This is a genomic window from Salinivibrio sp. MA351 (assembly GCF_001996065.1).
Classification (GTDB): Bacteria; Pseudomonadota; Gammaproteobacteria; order Enterobacterales; family Vibrionaceae; genus Salinivibrio; species Salinivibrio costicola.
Genome location: NZ_MUFG01000006.1, coordinates 1 through 22,167 on the forward strand (window position 1 = coordinate 1; position 22,167 = coordinate 22,167).

General features: G+C 49.1%; 19 protein-coding genes. 9 read left to right on the plus strand and 10 right to left on the minus strand.

Translation table 11 applies throughout. The features are described from left to right. The 4 genes from BZG78_RS05150 to BZG78_RS05165 form a co-directional block, all read right to left on the minus strand. A partial coding sequence (locus tag BZG78_RS05150; protein WP_077660569.1) for a type VI secretion system tip protein VgrG occupies window positions 1-1,553 on the minus strand: 1,553 nt, incomplete at its 3' end. A gap of 123 nt (window positions 1,554-1,676) precedes the next feature. Beyond that, window positions 1,677-2,195, minus strand: a complete 519-nt coding sequence (gene hcp-2, locus BZG78_RS05155) for a type VI secretion system effector Hcp-2 (protein WP_077576942.1) — start codon at window positions 2,193-2,195, stop codon at window positions 1,677-1,679. A gap of 649 nt (window positions 2,196-2,844) precedes the next feature. Then, on the minus strand, window positions 2,845-3,102 hold the full coding sequence (locus BZG78_RS05160; RefSeq protein WP_025744429.1) for a glutathione S-transferase N-terminal domain-containing protein: 258 nt from the start codon (window positions 3,100-3,102) through the stop codon (window positions 2,845-2,847). A 218-nt stretch (window positions 3,103-3,320) separates the two neighbouring features. Next, complete coding sequence (locus BZG78_RS05165) at window positions 3,321-3,722, minus strand: GFA family protein (protein ID WP_077660570.1); 402 nt, start codon at window positions 3,720-3,722, stop codon at window positions 3,321-3,323. A 373-nt stretch (window positions 3,723-4,095) separates the two neighbouring features. Here BZG78_RS05165 and BZG78_RS05170 point away from each other — a divergent pair, with 373 nt between their 5' ends. The 5 genes from BZG78_RS05170 (at window position 4,096) to BZG78_RS05190 (ending at window position 7,319) form a co-directional block, all read left to right on the plus strand. Then, window positions 4,096-4,773, plus strand: a complete 678-nt coding sequence (locus BZG78_RS05170; protein WP_021024068.1) for a hypothetical protein — start codon at window positions 4,096-4,098, stop codon at window positions 4,771-4,773. Between the two features lie 101 nt (window positions 4,774-4,874). Beyond that, complete coding sequence (locus BZG78_RS05175; RefSeq protein ID WP_077576166.1) at window positions 4,875-5,207, plus strand: hypothetical protein; 333 nt, start codon at window positions 4,875-4,877, stop codon at window positions 5,205-5,207. A gap of 149 nt (window positions 5,208-5,356) precedes the next feature. Then, a complete protein-coding gene (locus tag BZG78_RS05180; RefSeq protein WP_077460804.1) occupies window positions 5,357-5,824 on the plus strand; it encodes a CreA family protein in 468 nt (155 codons plus the stop codon). A 55-nt stretch (window positions 5,825-5,879) separates the two neighbouring features. Continuing rightward, entirely contained in the window at window positions 5,880-6,434 is a 555-nt protein-coding gene (locus BZG78_RS05185; protein WP_077576163.1) for a DUF1415 domain-containing protein, read from the plus strand. A 216-nt stretch (window positions 6,435-6,650) separates the two neighbouring features. Further along, window positions 6,651-7,319, plus strand: coding sequence for an HAD-IA family hydrolase (locus BZG78_RS05190; protein WP_077660571.1), 669 nt, complete (start codon window positions 6,651-6,653; stop codon window positions 7,317-7,319). On the opposite strand, the gene BZG78_RS05195 is transcribed toward BZG78_RS05190, so the two are convergent. Then, window positions 7,299-8,033, minus strand: coding sequence for a GntR family transcriptional regulator (locus BZG78_RS05195; RefSeq protein WP_077660572.1), 735 nt, complete (start codon window positions 8,031-8,033; stop codon window positions 7,299-7,301). The two genes, BZG78_RS05190 and BZG78_RS05195, sit on opposite strands and share 21 nt — an antisense overlap. Window positions 8,034-8,176: 143 nt before the next feature. Here BZG78_RS05195 and BZG78_RS05200 point away from each other — a divergent pair, with 143 nt between their 5' ends. Further along, window positions 8,177-11,128: a ligand-binding sensor domain-containing diguanylate cyclase gene (locus BZG78_RS05200; RefSeq protein WP_077660573.1), complete on the plus strand. Its 2,952-nt coding sequence runs from the start codon at window positions 8,177-8,179 to the stop codon at window positions 11,126-11,128. Window positions 11,129-11,212: 84 nt separating this feature from the next. On the opposite strand, the gene putP is transcribed toward BZG78_RS05200, so the two are convergent. From putP to BZG78_RS05220, 4 genes are all read right to left on the minus strand, one after another. After that, a complete protein-coding gene (gene putP / locus BZG78_RS05205) occupies window positions 11,213-12,709 on the minus strand; it encodes a sodium/proline symporter PutP (RefSeq protein WP_077576158.1) in 1,497 nt (498 codons plus the stop codon). A 47-nt stretch (window positions 12,710-12,756) separates the two neighbouring features. Further along, window positions 12,757-13,467, minus strand: a complete 711-nt coding sequence (locus BZG78_RS05210; protein WP_077660574.1) for an aldehyde dehydrogenase family protein — start codon at window positions 13,465-13,467, stop codon at window positions 12,757-12,759. Window positions 13,468-13,489: 22 nt separating this feature from the next. Continuing rightward, entirely contained in the window at window positions 13,490-16,612 is a 3,123-nt protein-coding gene (putA, locus tag BZG78_RS05215; RefSeq protein ID WP_077660575.1) for a bifunctional proline dehydrogenase/L-glutamate gamma-semialdehyde dehydrogenase PutA, read from the minus strand. Window positions 16,613-16,853: 241 nt separating this feature from the next. Beyond that, complete coding sequence (locus BZG78_RS05220) at window positions 16,854-17,627, minus strand: AraC family transcriptional regulator (RefSeq protein ID WP_021024058.1); 774 nt, start codon at window positions 17,625-17,627, stop codon at window positions 16,854-16,856. Window positions 17,628-17,967: 340 nt separating this feature from the next. Between BZG78_RS05220 and BZG78_RS05225 the strand changes: the two genes are divergently transcribed. The 3 genes from BZG78_RS05225 to BZG78_RS05235 all read left to right on the plus strand — a co-directional run bounded on the left by BZG78_RS05225 (window position 17,968) and on the right by BZG78_RS05235 (window position 21,386). Beyond that, window positions 17,968-18,153 carry a hypothetical protein gene (locus BZG78_RS05225; protein ID WP_077669804.1) on the plus strand — a complete coding sequence of 62 codons (186 nt, stop codon included), beginning with the start codon at window positions 17,968-17,970 and terminating at the stop codon, window positions 18,151-18,153. A gap of 164 nt (window positions 18,154-18,317) precedes the next feature. Next, on the plus strand, window positions 18,318-20,171 hold the full coding sequence (locus BZG78_RS05230) for an SUMF1/EgtB/PvdO family nonheme iron enzyme (protein ID WP_077660577.1): 1,854 nt from the start codon (window positions 18,318-18,320) through the stop codon (window positions 20,169-20,171). A gap of 498 nt (window positions 20,172-20,669) precedes the next feature. Then, window positions 20,670-21,386, plus strand: coding sequence for a helix-turn-helix transcriptional regulator (locus BZG78_RS05235; protein WP_077460814.1), 717 nt, complete (start codon window positions 20,670-20,672; stop codon window positions 21,384-21,386). Window positions 21,387-21,445: 59 nt separating this feature from the next. Here BZG78_RS05235 and pdxH read toward each other — a convergent pair whose 3' ends face one another. Continuing rightward, window positions 21,446-22,084: a pyridoxamine 5'-phosphate oxidase gene (pdxH, locus tag BZG78_RS05240; protein ID WP_021024053.1), complete on the minus strand. Its 639-nt coding sequence runs from the start codon at window positions 22,082-22,084 to the stop codon at window positions 21,446-21,448. Window positions 22,085-22,167: the final 83 nt, after the last annotated feature.

The window sequence follows — 22,167 nt, forward strand, 5'->3', positions numbered from 1 at the left end:
TCGTTTTCTACCTCGGTATGCCAGTCTTTTTGTGCATGTAAATACACTTGCTCACTGCCCGATTGGTCTTCGAACGTGAGCTCGTTATACCCCTCGCCTTGGTGGCTCTCGCTGCGCCAAACCGTCTTGGTTTTGTGTGCCGGCAAGGTATAAGGCGGCACATTGGTCGCATGATACGTGCGGCCGGTGATAATCGGTTGGTCCGGGTCACCGTGTAAGAAAGACACAATCACTTCATGGCCAATGCGGGGAATGGCCATCATGCCGTATTGGCTACCCGCCCAGCCTTGGGCCACCCGTATCCAGCAGCTGCTTTTGTCATCGCCGTTAGAATAGCGGTCCCACGGGAAGTGGACTTTCACTCGCCCGTGTTCATCACAGAAGATTTCTTCGCCATCCGGTCCCACCACGGTGCCTATCATGGGGCCATCCACTTGAGGTTTAGGCGTCGGCGTCGCGCGCCACGGGGTGGTGGCGGGAATAAGCATAAACTGGTTGTTGTAGGTGGTGGCGCCTTGGCCACCTTCTTCTTCCATCGCTTGTGGTTGGCTGCCTTGGTGGTGCACCCGCACCACTTGCCACGCTTGGTTGACGCGCTCATCCAGATGGTCGCTGATGGTAAAGCGATAGCCGGCCCGTAATGCCGGCTCATTGCTTTGCCCGTTGGTATGCTCGGCCTCACGGCGTAAGTACTCTAAGCGGGTTTGGTTAAACGCCTGTCCGGTGGCATCGTCTTTAAAACGGCCCGGGAAGTCAAAGTGCTCGTAGCTGTCGGTACGCTGGTAATCAATGCCATCGGCTTGCGCCGCTTGTTGGAAGCTGTAGCGCGGTTTTTTGAAGCTGTAGTCTTTTAACGCCGTGTGGCTAGGCTGCGCCGCAGTGTGGCGTGTCAGTCCATAGATATACGGGGTATCGATGCGTCCGCCGCTTAAGGCGTTATAGGGCACAGGGCGCTCAAGCTGGGGCAAGCTGTCGGGTGCATCGGTCACTATCAGGGTATGGGTGTTGGCATCGTGCTCATGGTGATACACCAAGCCTTCTTCCGCCGCTAAGCGGTGGAAAAACGCCAGGTCACTTTCTCGGTGTTGAACACAGTACTCGCGCTCGGCATAGTCGCGAGTGAGCGAGAAGCTCACCTCCGTGACGCCCATTTCTGTGAGCAGGGTTTCTAGAATAGTCGGCACGGTTTGGTGCTGGAAGGTGCGGCTGTTTTGGCGAAGTGACAGACGATACAGGGCGGGCACCAAGGTTAAGCGGTAGCGGGTAAAGTGATGACCAATGTCACCTTGGCTAAAGGCACTGGCAATGCCCTGCACCCGTTTGACCAGCTCGCCATTGCGCCACAATGTCAGCTGCACCGGCTTGTCGACCACTTGCTCTGGCGTGATGTCGGTATGGCGGCTCGCCAAGGCTACCTCATACTGGAACCCGTACACCGGGTTGCCATTCAGGCCAGCTTGGTGAGAGAGGCACTCGTCCCCTTGGTAGTCCACCACCACGAACGGTTGCGGGTCGAGCCCCGCCACGGTTAACGCTATTTGCAATGTCGCCATCTGTGTATCCTTCGCCCTGCTTGTTTACCCTGATACGTTCAGCCAGACCCTGCCGTCTGGCTCAACGCACCACAGCCCGCCCGTAAAGGCAGGCTGTTTGCGTCTTCATGTCGCCATGAAAGATTAGGCTTCGATTGGCTTGCGCCAGTCGTCTGAGCCTGAGGTGCCTGCGTTAACGTGGTCCCAGGTCACTTTGCGGTAAGACATCGATACCGTCAGGTTTTGGGTGAAGTCTGACTTCGCCGGGTCTTGGCAATGGGGCATCTCGCAGTGAATGTCCACAATCGAAGCGCTTTCCAGCTTGGTGGTAAAGAAGTTTTCTTGTTTCCCTTCAATCGAGGTGCGGTACCACTTCAGCTCGACCGTTGACATYTTCTCRCCCGACGCCAGTGCGTTATAAAGCAATGGCACCGCTTTGTTGAGTGCCACGGTGAATTTAAACGGCTTGTGCACACGTTGGCCGGAGGGCTGACCAGATTGTGGGTCGGTGGGAACCGTCACATTGTGGTCAAACTGTTGTACCAGCATCTCGTCTTCGTGGCCTTCGACAAAAGAATCACCGATAGAATCCGCGGTGCACGCACCGGCAGTAATTAACCCCTGGGTTTCGCCTTCAATCGAGATATAACATGGCGTTGGCATAATCGCTCCTTTGTATGTAATGAGAGAGCACCACCACGACGGTGATGTTGCTTGTTCGCCACCCTATAATGCTAGATTCATGCCAATTTTTTATTTCTTTATTTTCAGAACCTTAGCGATTGCGTGACCAATTTTTTGCACGTGCCAAGCAACTTTTTGCCCAGCCAAGCAAAAAGTTGCTCAGCCAGCAGACTAACGAGCCTGTATTCGTGTTGTCATTTTCAGCGCCGTTTTTTTGAACCCGCTTTGCGTTATTGGTGGGTATATCCCACCAATAATCTGACTACGAGCGCTGTTTGCGTGCCCAATGGATGTAGTCTTGGATCACAGGCTCAGCGAGTAAAAGGTCGAGGGTGTGTAATGAACGCCCCAGGTGTTTTTCACTGAATTGACGATGAATAAAGGCGTGGCAAGGCCGGCATATCCAAATACCGTGTTCGCGCATGTAGGGTCGGGAAAAGCGCTTGGTGAACCATTTGTTGTTATGACAAGTTTTGGGGATCAAGTGATGGAAGGTCAGCGGCCTTGAGTGCTGACACAGTGCACAGGGCGTTGTTGAAGAAGGCGGAGAGGCAGGCATACAGATAATAATACTTAAAAAGAGGGTCGCATCGATAACTGCGACCCTCGTAACCAGTATCTGGTTCAATTACGCGAAGTTGTCACGCAAGTATTCAATGATATCGTCCGATTCATACATCCACTGGGTTTCGCCGCCTTGGTCAATACGCAGACAAGGCACCATGCCTTTGCCGCCTTCGGTCTGTAGGCGTTGCCATTCTTCGGCATTAGCGTTCATATCCACCAGCGGAATATCTAACTTAAGCTCTGTCATGACTGCACGCACTTTATGGCAAAATGGGCAGTGCTCTTTGTGGTACAAACTTAGTCCGTTCAAATCAGCCATTATGTTTCCTTCTTGGTCATCAAGGCGGCTCTTCAAATACCACCAACTGTGTAAATTCACTCCACGTAATGATGGCATTGAACTTGGTCCCAACGCTAGTCGTTAGCCTATTTTATTGGCACTGAATAAGCAATTGTGTTTTGTTGTTCAAAATCGAACAACAAGTCCGTATCAGCGAGGGTAAGGAGACGGATCAATAACTGCATAACACGACCAAATTAATCCGGCCCATGTTCAAACTGTTTTAATGCCTCATTAGGCGTATGCCATGGTGCCTTCGACGCCGTGTGAATGTGAAAATTTGGCGCGGATTGTGGGGCGGTATCCAAAATTCCTAGACGAATATTGAACATCCCCTTATTGATTTTATGAGAGAAAAGGCTCGACCCACATTGCCCACAAAAAGCAAGCACCGTTTCTGCGCTTTTCTCATAATAACGAATATGCGTTTGACCAGCCGTGATCGAGACTTTTTCTGCCTCTATGCCGCCGACTGATGAATAGTCTGAACCAGTAAACTTTCGACATTCAGAGCAATGGCAGTTTCCCATATAAAGGAAAGTGTCAGGTAATGTAAGACGGACACCACCGCATAGGCAGCTAGCAGAGAGAGTGGACATGAGCATACCTCTATCTAAAGTATCAGACTCTATTGTCTGCTCTTGCCTAACAAAAAACAATTAAAATGTTTAATTTCATAGTCATAGCTATCTATTAATCTTTCCCAGAGAAATTGTCTTATCTCGTCGTCGTACTACTATTTACAGTGTAAATTTATTGACAACGCGTCGATCTAACCAGGCACCTAACGAATAAATGCTCACAATCCTGACGCACCCCTGAACATATAGTGACATTGATCACATAAATTATTGCAGTTTAATGAAGCCCACCGTACTATCGATCCAAATGACATTTTTGGGACAAGGGTCACACATAGGGTGGTGACACCTGCTACGGACGGGCAGATCGTTTTATCGAATTGAGGATAATATGACATTACCACGATCTTCATGTGCTGCACGTACGGTGCTTAAAGGCGCCGGACAATTTTTTGCAATCGCCCTTTACTTCGCAGGTATTGCAGGCATTGTTCATTACAGTGTCGCGTCGCACAACGTTGCTTCCGAATCATCATTGATTGAGCTTTCCCAACTGGGGCTACTCGCCGCGACCGTATTTGCGTTTCGTCGTGTCGCTAAGTTCAGTCAATCCCTTCACCACGCAGCTGGGCTAATGAGTGCCTTTTTTTTGGTATTAATGATCCGAGAGCTGGATGCCACACTTGATATGGTGATGCATGGTTTTTGGAAAGTGCCGGCATTAATTGTAACGGGGCTCGCCATTTGGCCCGCATTGAAACACTGGCGTGAAACCCTCACTAGCCTTGCGCACGCAATCCATTCAAGACACAGCACGGTTTTAATGATCGCATTAGCGCTGTTACTCGTGTATTCGCGTTTGTTTGGTATGGGCGAGTTATGGGAACAAGCGATGGGCGCCAACTACGTGCGAGATGTGAAAAATATCGCTGAAGAAAGTACTGAGTTAGTCGCTTATTCACTCATTTGGCTTTCGGCTCTCGGGTATCTTGTTGAGGCAAAGAAGTTGAGTTTCGTACCAAAAACTCGGCCAAGCTCAACGACAATCGAAAGTGATATCTCAGTCTAATCACCCTCTTCCCCAAATACTTATCTTGTTTTGACGTCGCCAGTGGGCGACGTCGCTGCTTAATGCTAAGATTGAAACAAATAGCATAGGAAGCCGAAAGCATGATGAGAACATTTGCGGTTTTTATTCTCCTTATGAGTGTCTTCGCTCACGCCAATACAGAGGATAAACCAAAAGCCGAACAGCTGGTGACAGGAAAGAATGAGGCTATTTGCAAATCGACGTTTGGACAAGAAATGATCAGCCAGCAAATGACATTCAGCAACCAAACGAACACGCAAAATATCCGTCGGATTGCCGAACGCAAGATTGCTGCAGCACGCAAAACATTTGCTGACACCGGTAGCTATTGTGATGCCGCACACGTGTTGTTGACATTCGAGCCCGAGTCTCTGTCCGGTAAAGATGGCGACGCGCAATTTCGTAATAACTGATGTGCCATAAATGTGGCACTCAGCTTCTCGTTTTGATAGCCAATTAGCCCCCCCCTTATCTACTACGCCGGCGATAAACGCTGATTGATACCCCATACCTAGTATTGGCTGTGGTACACTTCGACCACAACTTAACAAGGGGTATAACGATGAGAAAAACGCTATTGATTTTGGCTTTAACGGCGACACTAGTCGGTTGTGAAAACGATGAAGTGGGCGATGTCAGCTTAGGCATGTTCACCATGAAAGACATTAAACTCAATCACCTTGTCGATCCTGTGGTCAGTGGCGTCACATGCCATGTTGCGTCTGTTGAGGCTGATTTGAGCTTTTCTGATCCAAGCGACAGCGCGATTTCATGCCGACAAACTGGCGAGATTACGCCCGAGATGCTTGCCAATATCGATAAAAGTACATCCGGCGAAATAGTATTTAGAAAGTCGAAAAGTATATTTTTTAAGTCAATGAAAATTCGTCGTATTTTCGATGCTAAAAATCAAACGCTTATGTATTTGTCGTACTCGACCAAAGAAACGTCAGGCAGCTTTAAACATAGTCTTTCGACAGTTCCGCTATGGGGAACCAAAGCCTACCAATCTCAGCCACAAAAACACTAATAACCCAAGACGTAGTCGTTATCTGCTAATGCGCCACTCCTATGAGCGATCTTTTATGAATACGATACAAACACAAATGGATGCATGGCTCGATGATGTCGTGATCGGACTAAATCTCTGTCCATTCGCCGCCAAGCCCCGTCGCAACCAACAAATTCGGCTAGATATCTGTTATGCAACGGAAGATGACGCCATCCTCGAAGCGATTTATCACGCATTTGTGCATCTGACGCAGACAGACGCCACCATCACAGATACAACCGTGGTCGTCGTCCCCGATGCACTAGCAGACTTTGATCACTATCTTGCACTGGTTGAAGCTACCGATGCGCTAATTGATCATTACGGTTGGCGTGGCCGGTTCCAGGTCGCGAGTTTTCATCCTGAATACTGTTTTGACGGCTGCGCCCCAGAAGATAGCGAAAACCTTACCAATCGCTCTCCTTATCCATGCTTCCATTTAATTCGAGAAGCAAGCATGTCGCGTGCGCTTGAGCATTATGGTCAAGATCCCGCACTTATCCCTGAGCGCAACGTTGCCTGCGTTGAAGCGCTGACACCCTCTCAACGTCAAACACTGTTCCCTTGGATAAACGATGATCAAAATTAAATGATGACCTGCGTTTGATTGAAGTGCCTACCTTTAATTGAAGTGTCAGCGGTGATCATCCATCGCCAATATTGGGTATGGCAAAAGTCGATCCCTGACTAACTTTGATAACGAAACAGGCAAGAATGTAAGACACAGTTGGCATTTCCGATGTCATCGACTTGTTGATTGACCGTGCGCATCTAAGGATACAAGGAGAGGAACAAGGGAGTGACTATGTCTTACAACAGATTTGAGGCCCCAGTTGGCTGCGTCATATTCGATTGCGACGGCACACTGGTTGACTCAGAGAAACTATCGCATAAAGCCTTGGTGGAAACTTTCGCGACATTTGGCGTCGTGATTAGCTTACAAGAATCTCTTGATCACTTCGAAGGTGGAAAGCTCTCAGATGTACTGCAAAGCACGTGTGAGCGAAGCGGCGTACATATCCCTATCGACCAGCTCGAGCCGCGTTTTCGTGATTTATGCCATCAGTACTTTGAAGCGGAGCTACAACCAGTTAAAGGCATAGAAACGCTAATCAAGACGCTTAATCAGCAAGGTATTGATACCTGTGTCGCCTCCAATGGCCCTGTTGAAAAAATGGAACACGCATTAGCACTCACCAAGCTTCTGCCTTATTTCCAACATCGCTTGTTCAGTGCCTTTGACACTAACAGCTGGAAGCCTGCCCCTGATCTCCTTCACTATGCCGCAATGAATATGGCCTGCCCCACAGAGCAATGCATCTTTATCGACGATACCAACAAAGGGATCCAAGCAGGGATTAACGCACACATGCGTACTGTTCATTTTAACGCTAACCCTAATGTGCGGACGACTGATCATCCTTTAGTGACGCGCGCATTCAGTATTGAAGACTTAATCGCCCTGTTGTGCTGATCCGCTCTTCTGGTTAGTGGATCGTCCACACAGCACAACTGCATGTTGCCGCCACCATTCTTGATCAATACGCACGGTTTGCCACGTGTCTGCTTGCGGTATCCGCCAATAGCGTGTCAACGTCAATGCCGGTGTGCCTGGCGCGACCTCTAAGCCAACACTTTGCGACGAGGCGAGCGCCTCCCAAGCACTTGACCAACTGACCTCAGCCATTGCAAGCGCCCGGTTAGTGCGTATCGTATGATCTAGCCTCGCCTTGTCACCAGTCTCCCACACAGCGGGGAATAAATCAGGGTGCAGAAACGTCCGTATCCATCCCACCGGTAATTGCTCGATACATACGCGCCCCTCGCCTTCATACACTTGACCGAAAGGAGGAAGTAACATGTGATCGCTGATCGCAGCATCAGCCATCTTCTTGGTTTGAGCATGCCAAACAAACTGGCCACCATACGGTCCAAAATACTCCTGCCAATCGCTTAGCTGAGTCGGATCATAAGAACACGGCGTGGGTGCGACAAACCAACCTCGACGATCTCGCCGATACAAGCGCCCCTCTGCTTCTAATACAGCAAGCGCTTCGCGCAAGGTCACGCGCGTAGTCGAAAACGTCTCCGCGAGTTGTCGCTCCCCCGGTAACTTTTTCCCCGGAGCCAGTAGCCCGCGATCGATTTGTGTTAATAATTGCTGGCGAATCGCCATAAACTGCATCATCAAAGGTCACATCTGCTTGATGTTCATATTTTTGGTGTGATCTCTCTCAACTTGCTGTTAAAACCTGACCACAATGTCCAAGAATCAATCAGTGATTAAGATAGAATCGCCAGTCTACTTGCAATCGGAGCAAAGAACAAAAGATGCATCCAAGGAACGTACAAAAACTTTTCCCCACACGACTAGCCCAACGTCTTGTATGCACTGTACTTTTTTGCTGGCTTGGTTTTACACCGTTAGGCTATGCGGATGATAACCCGCTTTCTGACTATTTTATTGAAACGTGGACAACGGCCAACGGATTGCCGCATAACAGCATCAATGCCATTGAGCAAACCTCTGATGGCTACTTGTGGTTTGCAACGTGGGAAGGCGTCGCACGCTACAACGGACTCGAATTTGTCCTGTTTGATCGCGGCCCGAACACGCACATGCAAGACTCCGGTACCCGTGCACTCGCCACTGGACCTGATAACCAATTATACGCAGGGGGTGCTCGCGGCAGCCTAGTGATGCGCAGCGGCTTTTCTTGGCAGAACTTACCGGTGGCACCAAGCTTAATTAACGATGCGCTGCATGACCAGTCTGGAGGATTGTGGCTTGCCATAGAGGGGATGGGCGTGCTCTATTACACGTCCAAACAGCTGAGGCAGCCAAGCCCAGATCCTCAGCATTTTATTAAGACGACCAGTAGTTACCACTTAGCACAAACCGATCAAGGCCATGTTTATGCCGCCACTGAGGACGGTGTTTACCAGCTTTCCAAACACGCCGGCGCCACTCATCTTTCGTTTCATAACCTTTTTACCAAAGCATTTTATGTTTCCAGTAGTCAAGATGGCGCATTGTTAGTGGGATCAGAAAGCGGTGCATGGCGCTATAAAAACGAACGTTGGACGCCATTGGCAAGCGCATTGCTCAACCAAGCGATCACCATGGTCGAACAAGACAGCCGCGGGACCTATTGGTTTGGCACACTCAACCGTGGGATCGCACACCTGCGTGACAATCATCTCGACTTCCTGGATGGTCATCGAGGACTCCCGAATAATCGTATTCTTTCATGGTTTGAGGATAATGAGGGCAGTATCTGGATAGGCACTAATGGCGGAGCAATGCGGCTTCGTTACGCCCCTTTTGTCACCTTAACCAAAGACAATGGACTCGCAGGTAACTACGTGCGCACCGTACTGGGAGGTGACGGCAATACTGTTTGGGCGGGTTCCAGCGAAGGATTGAGTCAGATTAATACGATAGCGGGCAACGCACGCGTACTCGCCGATAATATTTCAGTCCTTAGTCTCGCGCATCGACAGCAAGGCGGACTATGGGTAGGGACTTATCAAAAAGGGCTCTACTACTGGCACCAAAGCTCACTCACGGCGGCCAACACCATCAATGACCAATTGCCAGATAGCGAAATACGAGCAGTTGTCGAACGTAATGGCGTCTTATGGGTGGGAACACCACGTGGCTTAGTCGAGTTTGATCAACACCAAAGCAAATCACCAACCGCAGCATCAGTGCCTTATCAAAAACAGGCTCTCTATCATAGCCAAAACAGTGCGTTACCTGGCAGCTACATTATGTCGCTGGCATTTGATGACACCGATAAGCTATGGATTGGCACCGGACGCGGTGCCAGCTATCTGTTAGAAAAGACAATCACTACGCTCGATTTTTCTGCACAAGAGCAGGCTCAATATGTTTTTGGCTTTTTCCACGAGCCGGGGTACGTTTGGATGGCCACCGATCGCGGTATTGTGCGCTATCGACAAGCTGACGGCCACCAAGCTTTAGTCGGCAGACCGCAGGGCCTGCCAATTGATAAGTTCTTTCAAATTGTGAAAGGTGATGATCAAAGCTTTTGGCTATCCAGTAACCGAGGTATCTGGCGTATCAATTATGATCACGCCCATCAAGTTGCAGATAAAACACGCACGCGTATCGACTTTGAACATTACGATCAAAGTGACGGCATGCTGAACAGCCAAGCTAACGGTGGCTCAAACCCTGCGGCAACCAAAACATCACGTGGAGACATTATTTTTGCCACTGCCAAAGGCGTTACTAGCGTTAATCCGACTCGGTTATCCCAACTACTGAGTCACCCTTTACCCATTGTCATGCAAAGCGTGCGGTTCGATAGCAAAGAGATTAACCCTGAAACGACGGGAAAGGTACCAGCGAGGACCAACCGTATCTTGTTTTCCTATGCCGCCCTCGGGTATACCATGCCGGAGCAAATCCAATATCGAACGCAGTTAGAAGGGTTCGAATCTGATTGGGCATACCGACATGAAAACCATATTGCCGAATATACGAACCTACCACCAGGTGATTACACTTTTAAAGTAAGTGCTCGCTATCCTTATAGCGACTGGAGTGATGATGTGCTCAGTTATCACTTCAGCGTTATGCCATCACTTTGGCAACGCGCTGATGTGCGAGCGCTAGGCTTTTTGCTGACTGTGCTTGCGGCCTACGCCGCGTTTATGTGGCGTATTCGACACATGAAGAAAAAAGCTATCCAACTCGAAGCGTTAGTCGAAGAGAAAACCCAGGCCTTACAAGCCCAAGCCGATGACTTCGAACGAATGTCTAAAGAAGACGCTCTCACTGGACTGGCCAATCGACGAGCCTTTGATGAATATTGGCATCAGGTATTCGAAGAATCGCGCCAATCCGGGACAGATTTGCAAGTCGCGATCTTAGACATTGATCATTTTAAACGCATTAATGATCACTATTCTCACCTGGTGGGGGATCAAATTATTCAGCGAGTTGGTAGCTTACTTCTTCGCGAGCAGACACATTTGCGTCATATCGCTCGTTGGGGCGGTGAAGAATTTACGCTTTTATTAGCGGGAACGCCTGCAGACGGTTATCGCTATTTTGACGGCTTAAGACGCCGAATTGCGGCGTTAGATCTAAACGATATTGCTCCCTCGCTTAGTATTACCGTCAGTATTGGCGTGGCAAGTAACCACCAGGCATCAGACTATGTCGATGGGTTAAAGAAAGCCGATCAAGCCTTATACCGGGCCAAACGCGATGGACGTAACTGTGTTCGCCAAAGCAATGATACTGCGTGATGATGATGTAAAAAGGGAGCGTTAAACGCTCCCTGATAAGTTTCACATGCAAGATAAACCAATGGGCTTATACGCTCATTGCGTTTAAGGCATAGTCTTTAAGCTCTTTTCATATGATTCATATTGTTTAGTAACAGAATCAGTTGGCCCGCCCGTCAACTTACTTACGATAATGGCACTCAAGCCCGCAAACAAGAAGCCAGGGACGATTTCATACAAATCGAAGATACCGCCAGGTATTTGTTTCCAAACCACCACGGTAATCCCGCCCACAAGAATCGCAGCCAGCGCACCATTGCGGTTCATGTCACGCCAGAACAGGCTGAGCAACAAGGCAGGACCGAATGCGGCACCAAAGCCAGCCCAAGCATAAGACACCAGACCCAGAACAGAGCTATCAGGGTCCATGGCTAAGCCAAGCGCAATCGCAGACAGCAAGATAACCGCACCACGACCGACCATGACCACTTCTTGGGTCGATGCGTCCGGACGGAAAACTTGCTTGTAAAAATCTTCCGCGAGCGCAGACGACGATACCAATAGTTGAGAATCTGCTGTACTCATAATCGCCGCTAAAATTGCCGCCAACAGGATACCTGCAATCACTGGATGGAATGCCGCATTGACCAACAACATGAAGATTTTTTCACCGTCAGCCAGGGTGCCTGACATATCATTCTGCACGTACAAAATACCCACTAAACCGATCAAGACCGCACCGACCATGGATAATGCAGACCAACCCACTGCGATACGACGCGCCGTGGTAATGTCTTTATTGGAGCGAGTCGCTTGGAAACGCGCCAAGATATGTGGCTGGCCAAAGTAACCTAAGCCCCAGGCCGCCAAAGAGACGATACTGATCCAAGTGAGTGGCTCACCATCTACATCACGCCATAACGTCATCAGCTCAGGGTTGATTGCGGCAACATCACGGCCCAATTTGAAAATGCTGCCGTCCATGATAACAAACGGCACGATCAACAAGGCCGCGGCCATCAACAGTCCTTGCACCAAGTCAGTCCAAGATACCGCCAAGAAGCCACCAAACAAGGTGTATGACACAACACAAATCGTGCCAATCACCACCGCGGTTGTGTAATCAAACCCGAATACCGTGGTGAACAGTTTACCCCCTGCAACCAAGCCTGAGCTGGTGTAGAAAAGGAAGAAAAGCAAAATGAAGAAAGCAGAGATGGTTTGCAGCAATTTTGATTTATCCTCAAAACGGCGAGCAAAAAATTCCGGTAACGTCAGCGCGTTATCTGCTTCAATACTGTAAGTCCGCAGGCGTTTGGCACAAATTAACCAGTTAAGATAAGTGCCCAACAACAAACCGCCCGCAAGCCAAAGTGATTCCATTCCCGCAGCGTAGGCATAGCCAGGAAGCCCAAGCAGCAACCACCCACTCATGTCTGATGCCCCTGCTGACAACGCAGCGGGCCATGGGCCTAACGACCGGCCACCGAGGAAATAATCTTCGGAGTTAGAAGTCCGTTTGTAGGCATACACACCAATGGCAAGCATCATGATGAGATATGCCAGAAAGGTTGCACTGATGGCATAGCTATTGTCTATCATATGTGTCCCTCAATTGCATGGCCCCAATTGGGGCCATTTCTGGAAAGTTAATGTTCACCACTACCGAGTTCCAGAAGCGTGGCATTACCACCTACAGCAGTGATATTTATGGTTCGGGTGCATTCGGTCACGAAACGCAACACATAGTCAGGGCTACCAATCACTGAATACTGCTCAGTGTCGGTTTCCGCAACCAGTGTCGCAATCACACCCTGTCGTTGTGCGAGCTGACGATTGACGTCTCGCACATGTTCTTTGGTTCCAGTCGTCGCTACGCCAACGACCTGCGGATGCTTGAATAGATCACTGCACACCTCAAGATCGACACGTACAGCAACTCTATCTGGGCATCCAGCTTTAACAAGATCCGCCATGACCGCGTCGGCATTGTCCGCATGCGAACCTTCCACGCTCACGACGACACAATTACCCGCCACCAACGCAGCCGCTAACTGACCACACAAAGCAATAGACGTCAGCGACGCATCACCTGTCATGGCGATAGTCCCTCTTCCTGCCGTATACAGCTCGTTCGTTTCACCTGTCGGGCCAGGCAATTCGTGTACCTTATCGAGCAAGCGCTGAGCGTTCTCACACTGAAAACGAATCATCTTCGCTGCGTGGGCAAAGTCATCGCCGCGAGCGGCGACCGTGTCAGACCACCGTTGCAATAACGCAATGCGACCGGCGACAGTTTGATCATTCCAGTCTTCCCAAACCGCTTCACACTGCTCTAAAACGCTATTTAATTGATGCATGACGCTTCTCCTGATCCTGATATCAACCGACTTGTTGCACGTTTACTGATGCTTGCGTAAAGCGATACAGATAGTGTGGTCCACCCGCTTTAGGCCCAGTTCCCGATAAGCCGCGACCGCCAAAGGGTTGAACGCCAACGACAGCGCCGACCTGATCACGGTTGACATAACAGTTACCTACCCGAGCACGATGCTCAATATGGGCGCAGGTCGTTTCATTGCGGCTATGCACCCCCATGGTTAAGCCAAAACCTGTTTGGTTGATATCATCAATCACCTTATCGAGCGCATCCGCGCGATAGCGAACAATATGTAGAATGGGACCAAAATGCTCCTCACTCAGTTGATCAATACTGCGGATTTCAAACGCCGTTGGTGGCACAAACGTTCCTTTATCACAATCTTCAGAGAGTGGAACTTGCGTGACCAACTTACCGCTGCGCTTCATCTGTTCTATGTGAGCAAGAAGCTTGTCTTTCGCCGTTTGATCAATCACTGGCCCCACATCGGTTAATAGCCGCTCTGGGCGTCCCACAGACAGCTCCGCCATCGCCCCTTTTATTAAGCCAATCACGCGGTCAGCAATGTCTTCTTGAATATAAAGCACACGCAATGCTGAACAGCGCTGACCCGCAGAGGCGAAAGCAGAACGCAATACATCGCGCACCACCTGCTCGGGCAATGCCGTACTGTCCACTAGCATTGCATTCTGCCCCCCGGTTTCCGCGATAACTGGCACAGGATCGGCATCGCGCTCTGCCAAGGTGCGGGTAATACGCTGTGCTGTTGGTGTGGATCCGGTAAATGCGACCCCTGCAATACGCGTATCCTCAGTGAGAGGCGCTCCCACCACAGGGCCACTGCCAGGTAATAGCTGAATCACCCCAGCAGGGATCCCAGTGTCTAACAGCAACTCAATCGCGCGATAAGCAATAATAGATGTCTGTTCGGCCGGCTTGGCCACGACAGTATTACCGGCCACAAGCGCCGCGCCAACTTGGCCGAGGAAAATCGCTAATGGGAAGTTCCAAGGGCTGATACATGTAAAGACACCGCGTCCTTGATAGGTCACCGATTGTGCTTGTCCATCAAAGCCTTGATAGGCCAGTGGCTCCGTTTGCAACGCTTTAGCTTGCTCGGGGTAATAACGTAAAAAATCGACGGCCTCTCGGACTTCATCAATGCTATCGTGGATAGTTTTACCCGCCTCACGATGACAGATCGCCACCAGCTCACCCAGATTTGCTTCTAGTTTATCAGCAAGGTCAAGTAAGTACTTACCACGCTGGCTAACCTCGGTATCTCGCCATGTCGGATAAGCCTGTGCCGCAATATCGAGGGCGTTATTCACCTGTTCAGCCGTTGCCCAATCAACGTGACCTACGGACTCATTACGATCATAGGGCGCGGTTATCTCGTGCGTATCGCCTTTCAGACGCTGACCGTTAACAATGGGGCCAGCCTGCCATTGGTACTCGCCCATGAAGGGAACAACACTGTCCTGGAAGGGTTGCCATTCTGATTCGATATCCGTCGCGACACCTTGCGAGTTTTTACGGGCGGGCCCAAAAATATCTTGCGGCATAGGAATGCGATCGTTGTGCAAGGTGTGATTTGCACACAAAGTATCAACCGGATCGGCAATCAAATCGTCAATCGGGCAACGTGCATCAACCAAACGATGTACAAACGAGCTATTGGCACCGTTCTCTAACAAACGGCGAACCAGATAAGGCAACAAATCTTTATGGCTGCCGACTGGCGCATAAATACGCACTTCGGTGTTGAACAAGGCTTTGGCGTGATTGTAAAGCGCATCGCCCATGCCATGTAGGCGCTGGAACTCAAAGTCATTATGTGTCGCCATAGACGCAATCGCCGCAATCGTATGGGCATTATGGCTGGCAAATTGCGGATAAATCAGACCGCGTATATGCTCGCTAAGTAGGAAGCGTGCACAGGCTAGGTAAGAAACGTCTGTCCCTTCTTTGCGGGTAAATACCGGATAACCGTGATGCCCAGTTTGCTGACACAGTTTAATTTCACTGTCCCAATAAGCGCCTTTTACTAACCGCATTGGGATCACATCACCTTGTTCTTTTGCTAAAGCCGCTAACCAAGTGATCACAGGTAGCGCGCGTTTAGAGTAGGCTTGCACCACTAAACCAAACTTTCCCCAACCTTTCACCACAGGGTCGCGATATAGCTTTTCAAACAGCGCAAGCGAAAGCTCCAACCTATCCGCTTCTTCCGCATCAATGGTGATCGCAACATCTTTTTCACGCGCACGTTTCAGCAAAACCAGAACCGTCTCAAACATCTCTGTCATCATGCGATCTTGATTCGCCGCTTCATAACGTGGATGCAAGGCAGACAACTTGATTGAGACGGATGGTGACGGTCCTTGATAACTGGCTTTCGCCTCGCCGACGGACTCAATCGCCTGTAAGTAATCGTTGAGATAGGCTTTGGCATCATCTTGAGTTAATGCCGCTTCACCGAGCATGTCGAACGAGTACGTAAAGCCATTCGTGCGCGGGCCTTCGCCGTTTTTCTGCGCCTCATCAATGTCACGCCCAAGCACGAACTGATGACCCATGATTTTCATCGCTTGATGCATCGCTTGGCGAATCACAGGCTCTGACATTTTATTCACAAGGCGATTGATCACTGACGCCGGTTTGCCTTCGGTGCTCTCATCTAAGGTCACCACTTTACCTGTTAGCATTAACCCCCAGGTGGAAGCGTTGACAAATAAGGAATCAGAGTGACGCAAATGTGCTTTCCAGTCAGCAACACTGAGTTTGTCACGAATAAGCGCATCAGCAGTATGCGCGTCGGGGACCCGCATCAGAGCTTCGGCAAGACACATCAACAGAATGCCTTCCCGTGTGTCTAAACTGTATTCCAACAACAGCGCATCAATCATTTGTACGGCTTTTTTATCAGCACGTACCCGCTCAATTAACTGAGTCGCTTGACGACGTGTTTGCTCTCGCTCATTTTCTGAGGCTTGCGCAAGCGGAATGAGTTCTTTCAGCCACTCACTTTCGTCAACACAATAAAGCGGAGAGATTTCAGACCAAATCTTCGCTAATGGGCGCTCGATAAACGAGGGCTGCATAGCATCGATGGCTTTAAACATAGCGGTATCCTCACTCACGTCCTCCCAAACTCGGGCAGGAAAATGTTACGTCATTGTTACTCTGCGATCGATTCTATGCGTGGTCTATCAGTAAGGTCTTACAAAAAACACCGGCATTATTGCAAAATCCTCCGATGATTAACAAATAAAGCCGCCGATCGCTATAGAGGCGTAACAAATGATCGGCAGCTGAGTCGATGTGGTGCAACGTAATGCTGGGTAAATTGCGATAATCTTTGGCTTAAGGTGTGCATTTAAACCTGGCGGGCGACAAACCAAAATAGCGCGAAAACGCATTAGTAAATCCACTTTGACTAGAAAAACCACAACTGTCTGCAATTTGAGCCATGGTCAGATCACTGTCTTTGATAAGCTGCTTTGCCATTGCAAAGCGTTTATCCAGTACATATTGATGCGGAGTGGTCCCGACTTGTTGTTTAAATAATTGATGAAACTGGCTTTCTGCCAAGAAAACACTGCCCGCTAATTGCGCAACTGTGATCTTACGGCTGATATGCTGATGAATATAGCGATCGATAATATCCATATTTAATCGATGGCCATCGCGACGAGGAGAGACATGATCCCGGAAGTGGCGGTGCAACACACACATTAACGTATCGGCACAGGCACGACTGAGCAAAGGATCGGAGGGATTGGCAATCATCTCTGCCGATAATGCTTTGATCAGTATTTGTGCGTGAGTATCTAATTGAAAATACGGCTCACGAGCAAATAAGCGCGCAATATTTTCATGCATTAACGCTTGCTCTGACCATTCTTGCGAAGGAAGGTTAATCACTAAAATTTCGTTTCGTCCCACGCCAGTAAAAGCATGTTCTTGAGATTCCGCGACTAAACAGCCCTGTCCTGGACCAATAAGACTTCCTCGTCCACCAACATCAAACTCCGTTTGCCCCTGCAGCCCAATGACCACTTGTTTGTAGTCATGACTGTGGTGCCGTGGCTGTCTGGGTAAGGCAATGACTTCTGAAACCTTCGGTGATGCAGCCATTATGCTCCTCCCTTATTCACGATCTTTGGCTCATCGTCTGTTAACCCTTCTTTATTCTGGCACGCTTTCTTCCCATTCGCGAATGCTTCTCTGTTCTCAGCTAACCATTGTTCTCAGCTAACTATTGTTCTCGGCTAACTATTGTTCTCGGCTAACCATTGTTCTCGGATAACTAATAGCTAAAACGACCAATCACACAGGATGTGGTTTCCATCATGGCAATTTTTCGGAACTATGATCAAGTACCGCATTTTTTACGGCGAATGTCATTTTGACCTTGAAAATGCGAAGGATCCCTCATGTTTTTACGATTGATCATCGAAAAGGCAAGACTAACAAGATGAAAAAAGACGATATAAATCTAACTAAACAATTTAATATCAAGGCATTAGTCAAGGTTCGATGGGGACAAGCCTCTCTTGATCATCGTTTCGGTGCGATCGCGGGCGATCAACCCCTTGATCATTCTTCCGATTTAATCCGTCATCATGCAATCTTATTTGAAGCATGGGACCGCTTAAGGTAATCTTCCATAAACCTAAAACCATGAGCACAGTTGCACCGATCACGTCGCAGAATGCTGACTGCCGTCAAATAATTAACACGGTTTGCGTGGCAACACGGGTTTCCGTGATAGTCTACTTTTTGGACATAGGTATTATTATTGCGACATGCGTAAGCAAGGGAACTATGACAACGAAATATTTAAAAGCGTTATGCTTAGCGCTCCCTCCCCTACTGCTAACCGAGTTGGCGTTCGCTGAAAACGCGTCTTCCGCTGATAATCTCGATCCGGTCAGTGAGTTGGTAGAGAAACTCCGTGATAAAGAAGATTCACTGGAGTCTCGAAACGATGAACTGGCTCTGCAGCAGGCGAAGTTGGATGACCTTCTGGTTAAGCGCGCGACGTTAGAAGATGAGCTGAGCAACCTGAAGCGCAAACGCAGCAATGCAAAAGCAGAGCTCGATGCAAAATTTCAGGATTTAATTGCCGATCCGAGCACAGATATTAGCCCGTATCAGCAGGCCTACCAACAAACATGGCAGAAGGTGAATGATCAGCAGCGCGAACAGGCTGCCAACGAAACCGCGATTATTGAGCAGAAAAAACATCTGGCAAAACTCGAGCGTGAGCAAGCATTGCTGGCAACGACGTTAGAAAACTTGCATGAAGCGATGCGCGAAGCCCGTGCAGAGCGTCTGCGCAAAGAGCTAACGCAGAAAGACACCATTGAGGTTGTCCATAGCCTGACTTGTTCGCCAAACATGACACTGTCTTCCTGTGCAAATCAAGGCAAGACCTTGACCATGCAGAAAGCCATTCGAGAGTTCCGTGGTCAGGTAACCAACTTTGTTACCGAATCAGACGCTGTGAAACAAAATATTGATAACGTGGCGTTCAATATTCACGTGACCAACAGCGAGATCATGGACGCGGGCTTTACCGGCGGCACGGATTACACTACTCGGATAAAAGCAGAGCTGGTGAGTCGTCCGGATAAGACAGCCTCATGCCGTTTGCTTGATTTGGAAGACAGATACTGTGTTGAGACGACACAAGCACAGAAACAAGCACAGCGAAAGCAGCAGGCAAAACGTTGGGTAAACGTGACTGTCCGCTCTAACCGTTATGATGACAACGTAACCATCAACGATGTGACTTATGGCAGTACACCAGTCGAGCTGATGTTACCGGTTGGTAATCACGATCTGACGGTGACCAAACCCGGCTTTATTCCCTATGATCGAGAAATTTATCTAGGTAAAGATCAAGTGGTATGGGCCAAGCTTAGAGAGCAACCAAACCAGCCGCCCAGTCCAGGCAAAAAGTTTACTGATCCCGTTGCAAAAAACCTGGAAGCACCGCAAATGGTCGTCATTGGCGCCGGTGAGTACAAAGTGGGCCCTGATGCGCGCGAAAACGTGGCAATTCAGCAATCATTTGCGATAGGCGCCACACCTGTCACCGTCGAGCAGTTTGATGCCTTTGTCACTGCGTCTGGGTATGTCACTGCCGCGGAACAAGGCAATGGCTGTAACATGCTGGTAAACGGTGAAATCAGTCAAAGTTTAGAATCAGATTGGCGGCAGCCAGGCTTTGATCAAGCGGCCGATTCGCCCGTTGTGTGTGTTAACCAAGACGACGCCAACGCCTATATTGATTGGCTCAGCCAGCAAACTGGGCAACATTATGCACTTCCTAACGACGTTGAATGGGAAGTCGCGGCACGCGGCGGCACAGAAAGTGACTATTGGTGGGGCAATGACATTGGCGTGGGAAATGCGAACACCGGTTGGAGCGGCACAGTCTGGTCTAACGATCGTACCTCGCCCGTGAAAAGCTTTCCGCCTAATCCATTCGGTGTTTATGACACCGCGGGTAACGTCTGGGAGTGGGTTGGCAGCGACACGCCGCTTGCACGTGGTGGCGCTTGGAACTTCTCTCCTCAGCGTTCACGTGCCTCTGAGCGTCTAGAGTTGGGTGAAAACACCAGTGCTAATTACCTTGGTTTTCGAGTTATCAGACACATTAAAACTCGCTAAATTAAGCATTCACCCACATATAAAACAAACGCCGCTAAAAAAGCGGCGTTTTTTATATCGGACGTTTCTTACTTACGCTTACTACGTTTACCCACCCAAAGTTAACTCGCCTATTACCGGCTCTGCCATCTTGCAGCATAACAATCTTGATATTAAGTTGCTTTATCCTGTGTCAATAGGTCAAAGCCCCCCTACCCAACGTCTAATCTTCTAGATATAGTAAAGCTCGTAAACGCAATTTGTCCCGATAGACGCGTTTGCAGTTCCTAACACTGTTAGGTGCAGTCAGATAAGGAGCTTATATCAACTACCCTCATGGTATGAGTGAATTATCTAGACAACCTCTTCTACACGTCGTACAGGATAACTCCCTTTGGGGAAATCTTGTCTTTGCCGGCTTTATGCCGGCTTTTTTTTATGCTCCAATAGCTTGTCGACTTTTCACTATCGACCCAGAATCGTTACTCTCAAAACAATAATAACGCGTCGGTAAGCTATATGAATCACCCGCTCTCTCCCTCCCCCGTGCCTCCAGCTTTGTCTATGCTTGAGCAGCTCCCCGGTTGTTGGGGCTGTAAAGACACGCATTCAGTGTTTGTTTATGCCAACACTGAATATTGCCGGCTCATCGGCCTCGAACAGCCACAAGACTGTATCGGTAAAACTGACTACGATATGCCTAGCCCTACCACACGGTTTGCGCGTCAATTTCAGGCACAGGATCATTACGTGATGGAAACGGGTAAGCGTCTTCGTGTACTCGACATTCATCCTTACGCGAACGGCCGCTGGTACGCGCACTTATTTACAAAAACGCCTTGGTATAATGACAAGGGCGAAGTATGCGGTGTGATGTTTTGTGGCCAAGAGCTGAGTGATACCGCTATTTTAGAAGTGGGTCACTGGATATGTCATGCGGTGACACATCCGGAAGAAGCGCAAACGGATCATCACCACCACCAATCACATATCCATCTCACTGCGCGTGAGCAGGAAGTTCTATTCCTTCATTTACACGGCAAAAAGCCGCAGAGCATTGCAAACACCTTATCCGTTTCCGTCAAAACCATCGAAAACCACTTTGCGCACTTACGCGAGAAGTTCGAGGCTGACTCCAAAGCGGCGCTACTTGAACGCGCACTCGCGCAAGGGTTTGGATCTGCAATACCAGAAAGCCTGTTAACCCAACAGCTCTCTATCGTGCTTCGAGATTAATGACACAAAACGACAAACAAAGAGGCCAATATATCGCTATATTGGCCTCTTCCGCAGGTTTACGGTGCTAAGCGCTCAATGTCCCAGCTTTCATCTTTTTGCCGTTGATACAAGAATCGATCATGCAAACGATGCGCACCGCCTTGCCAAAACTCAATGCTCTTAGGTATCACACGATAACCGCCCCAAAAAGTGGGGACCGGCACTTCACCTTTCTCAAACTGCTTTTTCAGCTCTAAAAATTTTCCCTCTAGCGCCGATCGCGCAGACAATCGTTCACTCTGCTTACTCGCCCACGCCGCAATTTGGCTCTCCTTTGGACGAGACGTAAAATATTTAAAAACGTCTTTTTTACTCAAAGGCACGGCTTCACCCATAATGTGGACTTGCCGCTCGATAAAGTGCCAGGGAAAATGCAAACTAATTTGGCTATTTTCCTTGAGGTGTAGCGCTTTGCGACTGCCTAGATTGGTATAAAATACAAAGCCATCTTGGTTAAAATCTTTCAATAACACGATGCGTTGAAAAGGCTGCCCATGCTCATCAACAGTCGCAATCGTCATCGCGGTCGGATCGGGCACCTGAGTATCAATCGCTTGCTGCAGCCAGTGCTCAAACAGATCCATTGGCGTACTCGGCAAATCGTCGCGACGCAATCCCCCTTTTGTATATTCTCGTCGAATATCGGACAAATCCATTGCTCTCTCCCATTCATTTACTTTCCACTATTTTGCGCAGGAAAACGCTGATTAACAAGTTGATTTTCATCTATACATGGCGC

Bases quoted from the DNA above. Each gene is read 5' to 3' on its own strand.
- BZG78_RS05225 (WP_077669804.1), top strand. From the start codon at position 17,968: ATGAAAAAAGACGATATAAATCTAACTAAACAATTTAATATCAAGGCA.
- BZG78_RS05230 (WP_077660577.1), top strand. From the start codon at position 18,318: ATGACAACGAAATATTTAAAAGCGTTATGCTTAGCGCTCCCTCCCCTA.
- BZG78_RS05200 (WP_077660573.1), top strand. From the start codon at position 8,177: ATGCATCCAAGGAACGTACAAAAACTTTTCCCCACACGACTAGCCCAA.
- putA (WP_077660575.1), bottom strand. From the start codon at position 16,612: ATGTTTAAAGCCATCGATGCTATGCAGCCCTCGTTTATCGAGCGCCCA.
- BZG78_RS05235 (WP_077460814.1), top strand. From the start codon at position 20,670: ATGAATCACCCGCTCTCTCCCTCCCCCGTGCCTCCAGCTTTGTCTATG.
- BZG78_RS05195 (WP_077660572.1), bottom strand. From the start codon at position 8,033: ATGATGCAGTTTATGGCGATTCGCCAGCAATTATTAACACAAATCGAT.
- pdxH (WP_021024053.1), bottom strand. From the start codon at position 22,084: ATGGATTTGTCCGATATTCGACGAGAATATACAAAAGGGGGATTGCGT.
- BZG78_RS05190 (WP_077660571.1), top strand. From the start codon at position 6,651: ATGTCTTACAACAGATTTGAGGCCCCAGTTGGCTGCGTCATATTCGAT.
- BZG78_RS05180 (WP_077460804.1), top strand. From the start codon at position 5,357: ATGAGAAAAACGCTATTGATTTTGGCTTTAACGGCGACACTAGTCGGT.
- BZG78_RS05185 (WP_077576163.1), top strand. From the start codon at position 5,880: ATGAATACGATACAAACACAAATGGATGCATGGCTCGATGATGTCGTG.
- putP (WP_077576158.1), bottom strand. From the start codon at position 12,709: ATGATAGACAATAGCTATGCCATCAGTGCAACCTTTCTGGCATATCTC.
- BZG78_RS05175 (WP_077576166.1), top strand. From the start codon at position 4,875: ATGATGAGAACATTTGCGGTTTTTATTCTCCTTATGAGTGTCTTCGCT.
- BZG78_RS05220 (WP_021024058.1), bottom strand. From the start codon at position 17,627: ATGGCTGCATCACCGAAGGTTTCAGAAGTCATTGCCTTACCCAGACAG.
- BZG78_RS05170 (WP_021024068.1), top strand. From the start codon at position 4,096: ATGACATTACCACGATCTTCATGTGCTGCACGTACGGTGCTTAAAGGC.
- BZG78_RS05165 (WP_077660570.1), bottom strand. From the start codon at position 3,722: ATGTCCACTCTCTCTGCTAGCTGCCTATGCGGTGGTGTCCGTCTTACA.
- BZG78_RS05210 (WP_077660574.1), bottom strand. From the start codon at position 13,467: ATGCATCAATTAAATAGCGTTTTAGAGCAGTGTGAAGCGGTTTGGGAA.
- BZG78_RS05160 (WP_025744429.1), bottom strand. From the start codon at position 3,102: ATGGCTGATTTGAACGGACTAAGTTTGTACCACAAAGAGCACTGCCCA.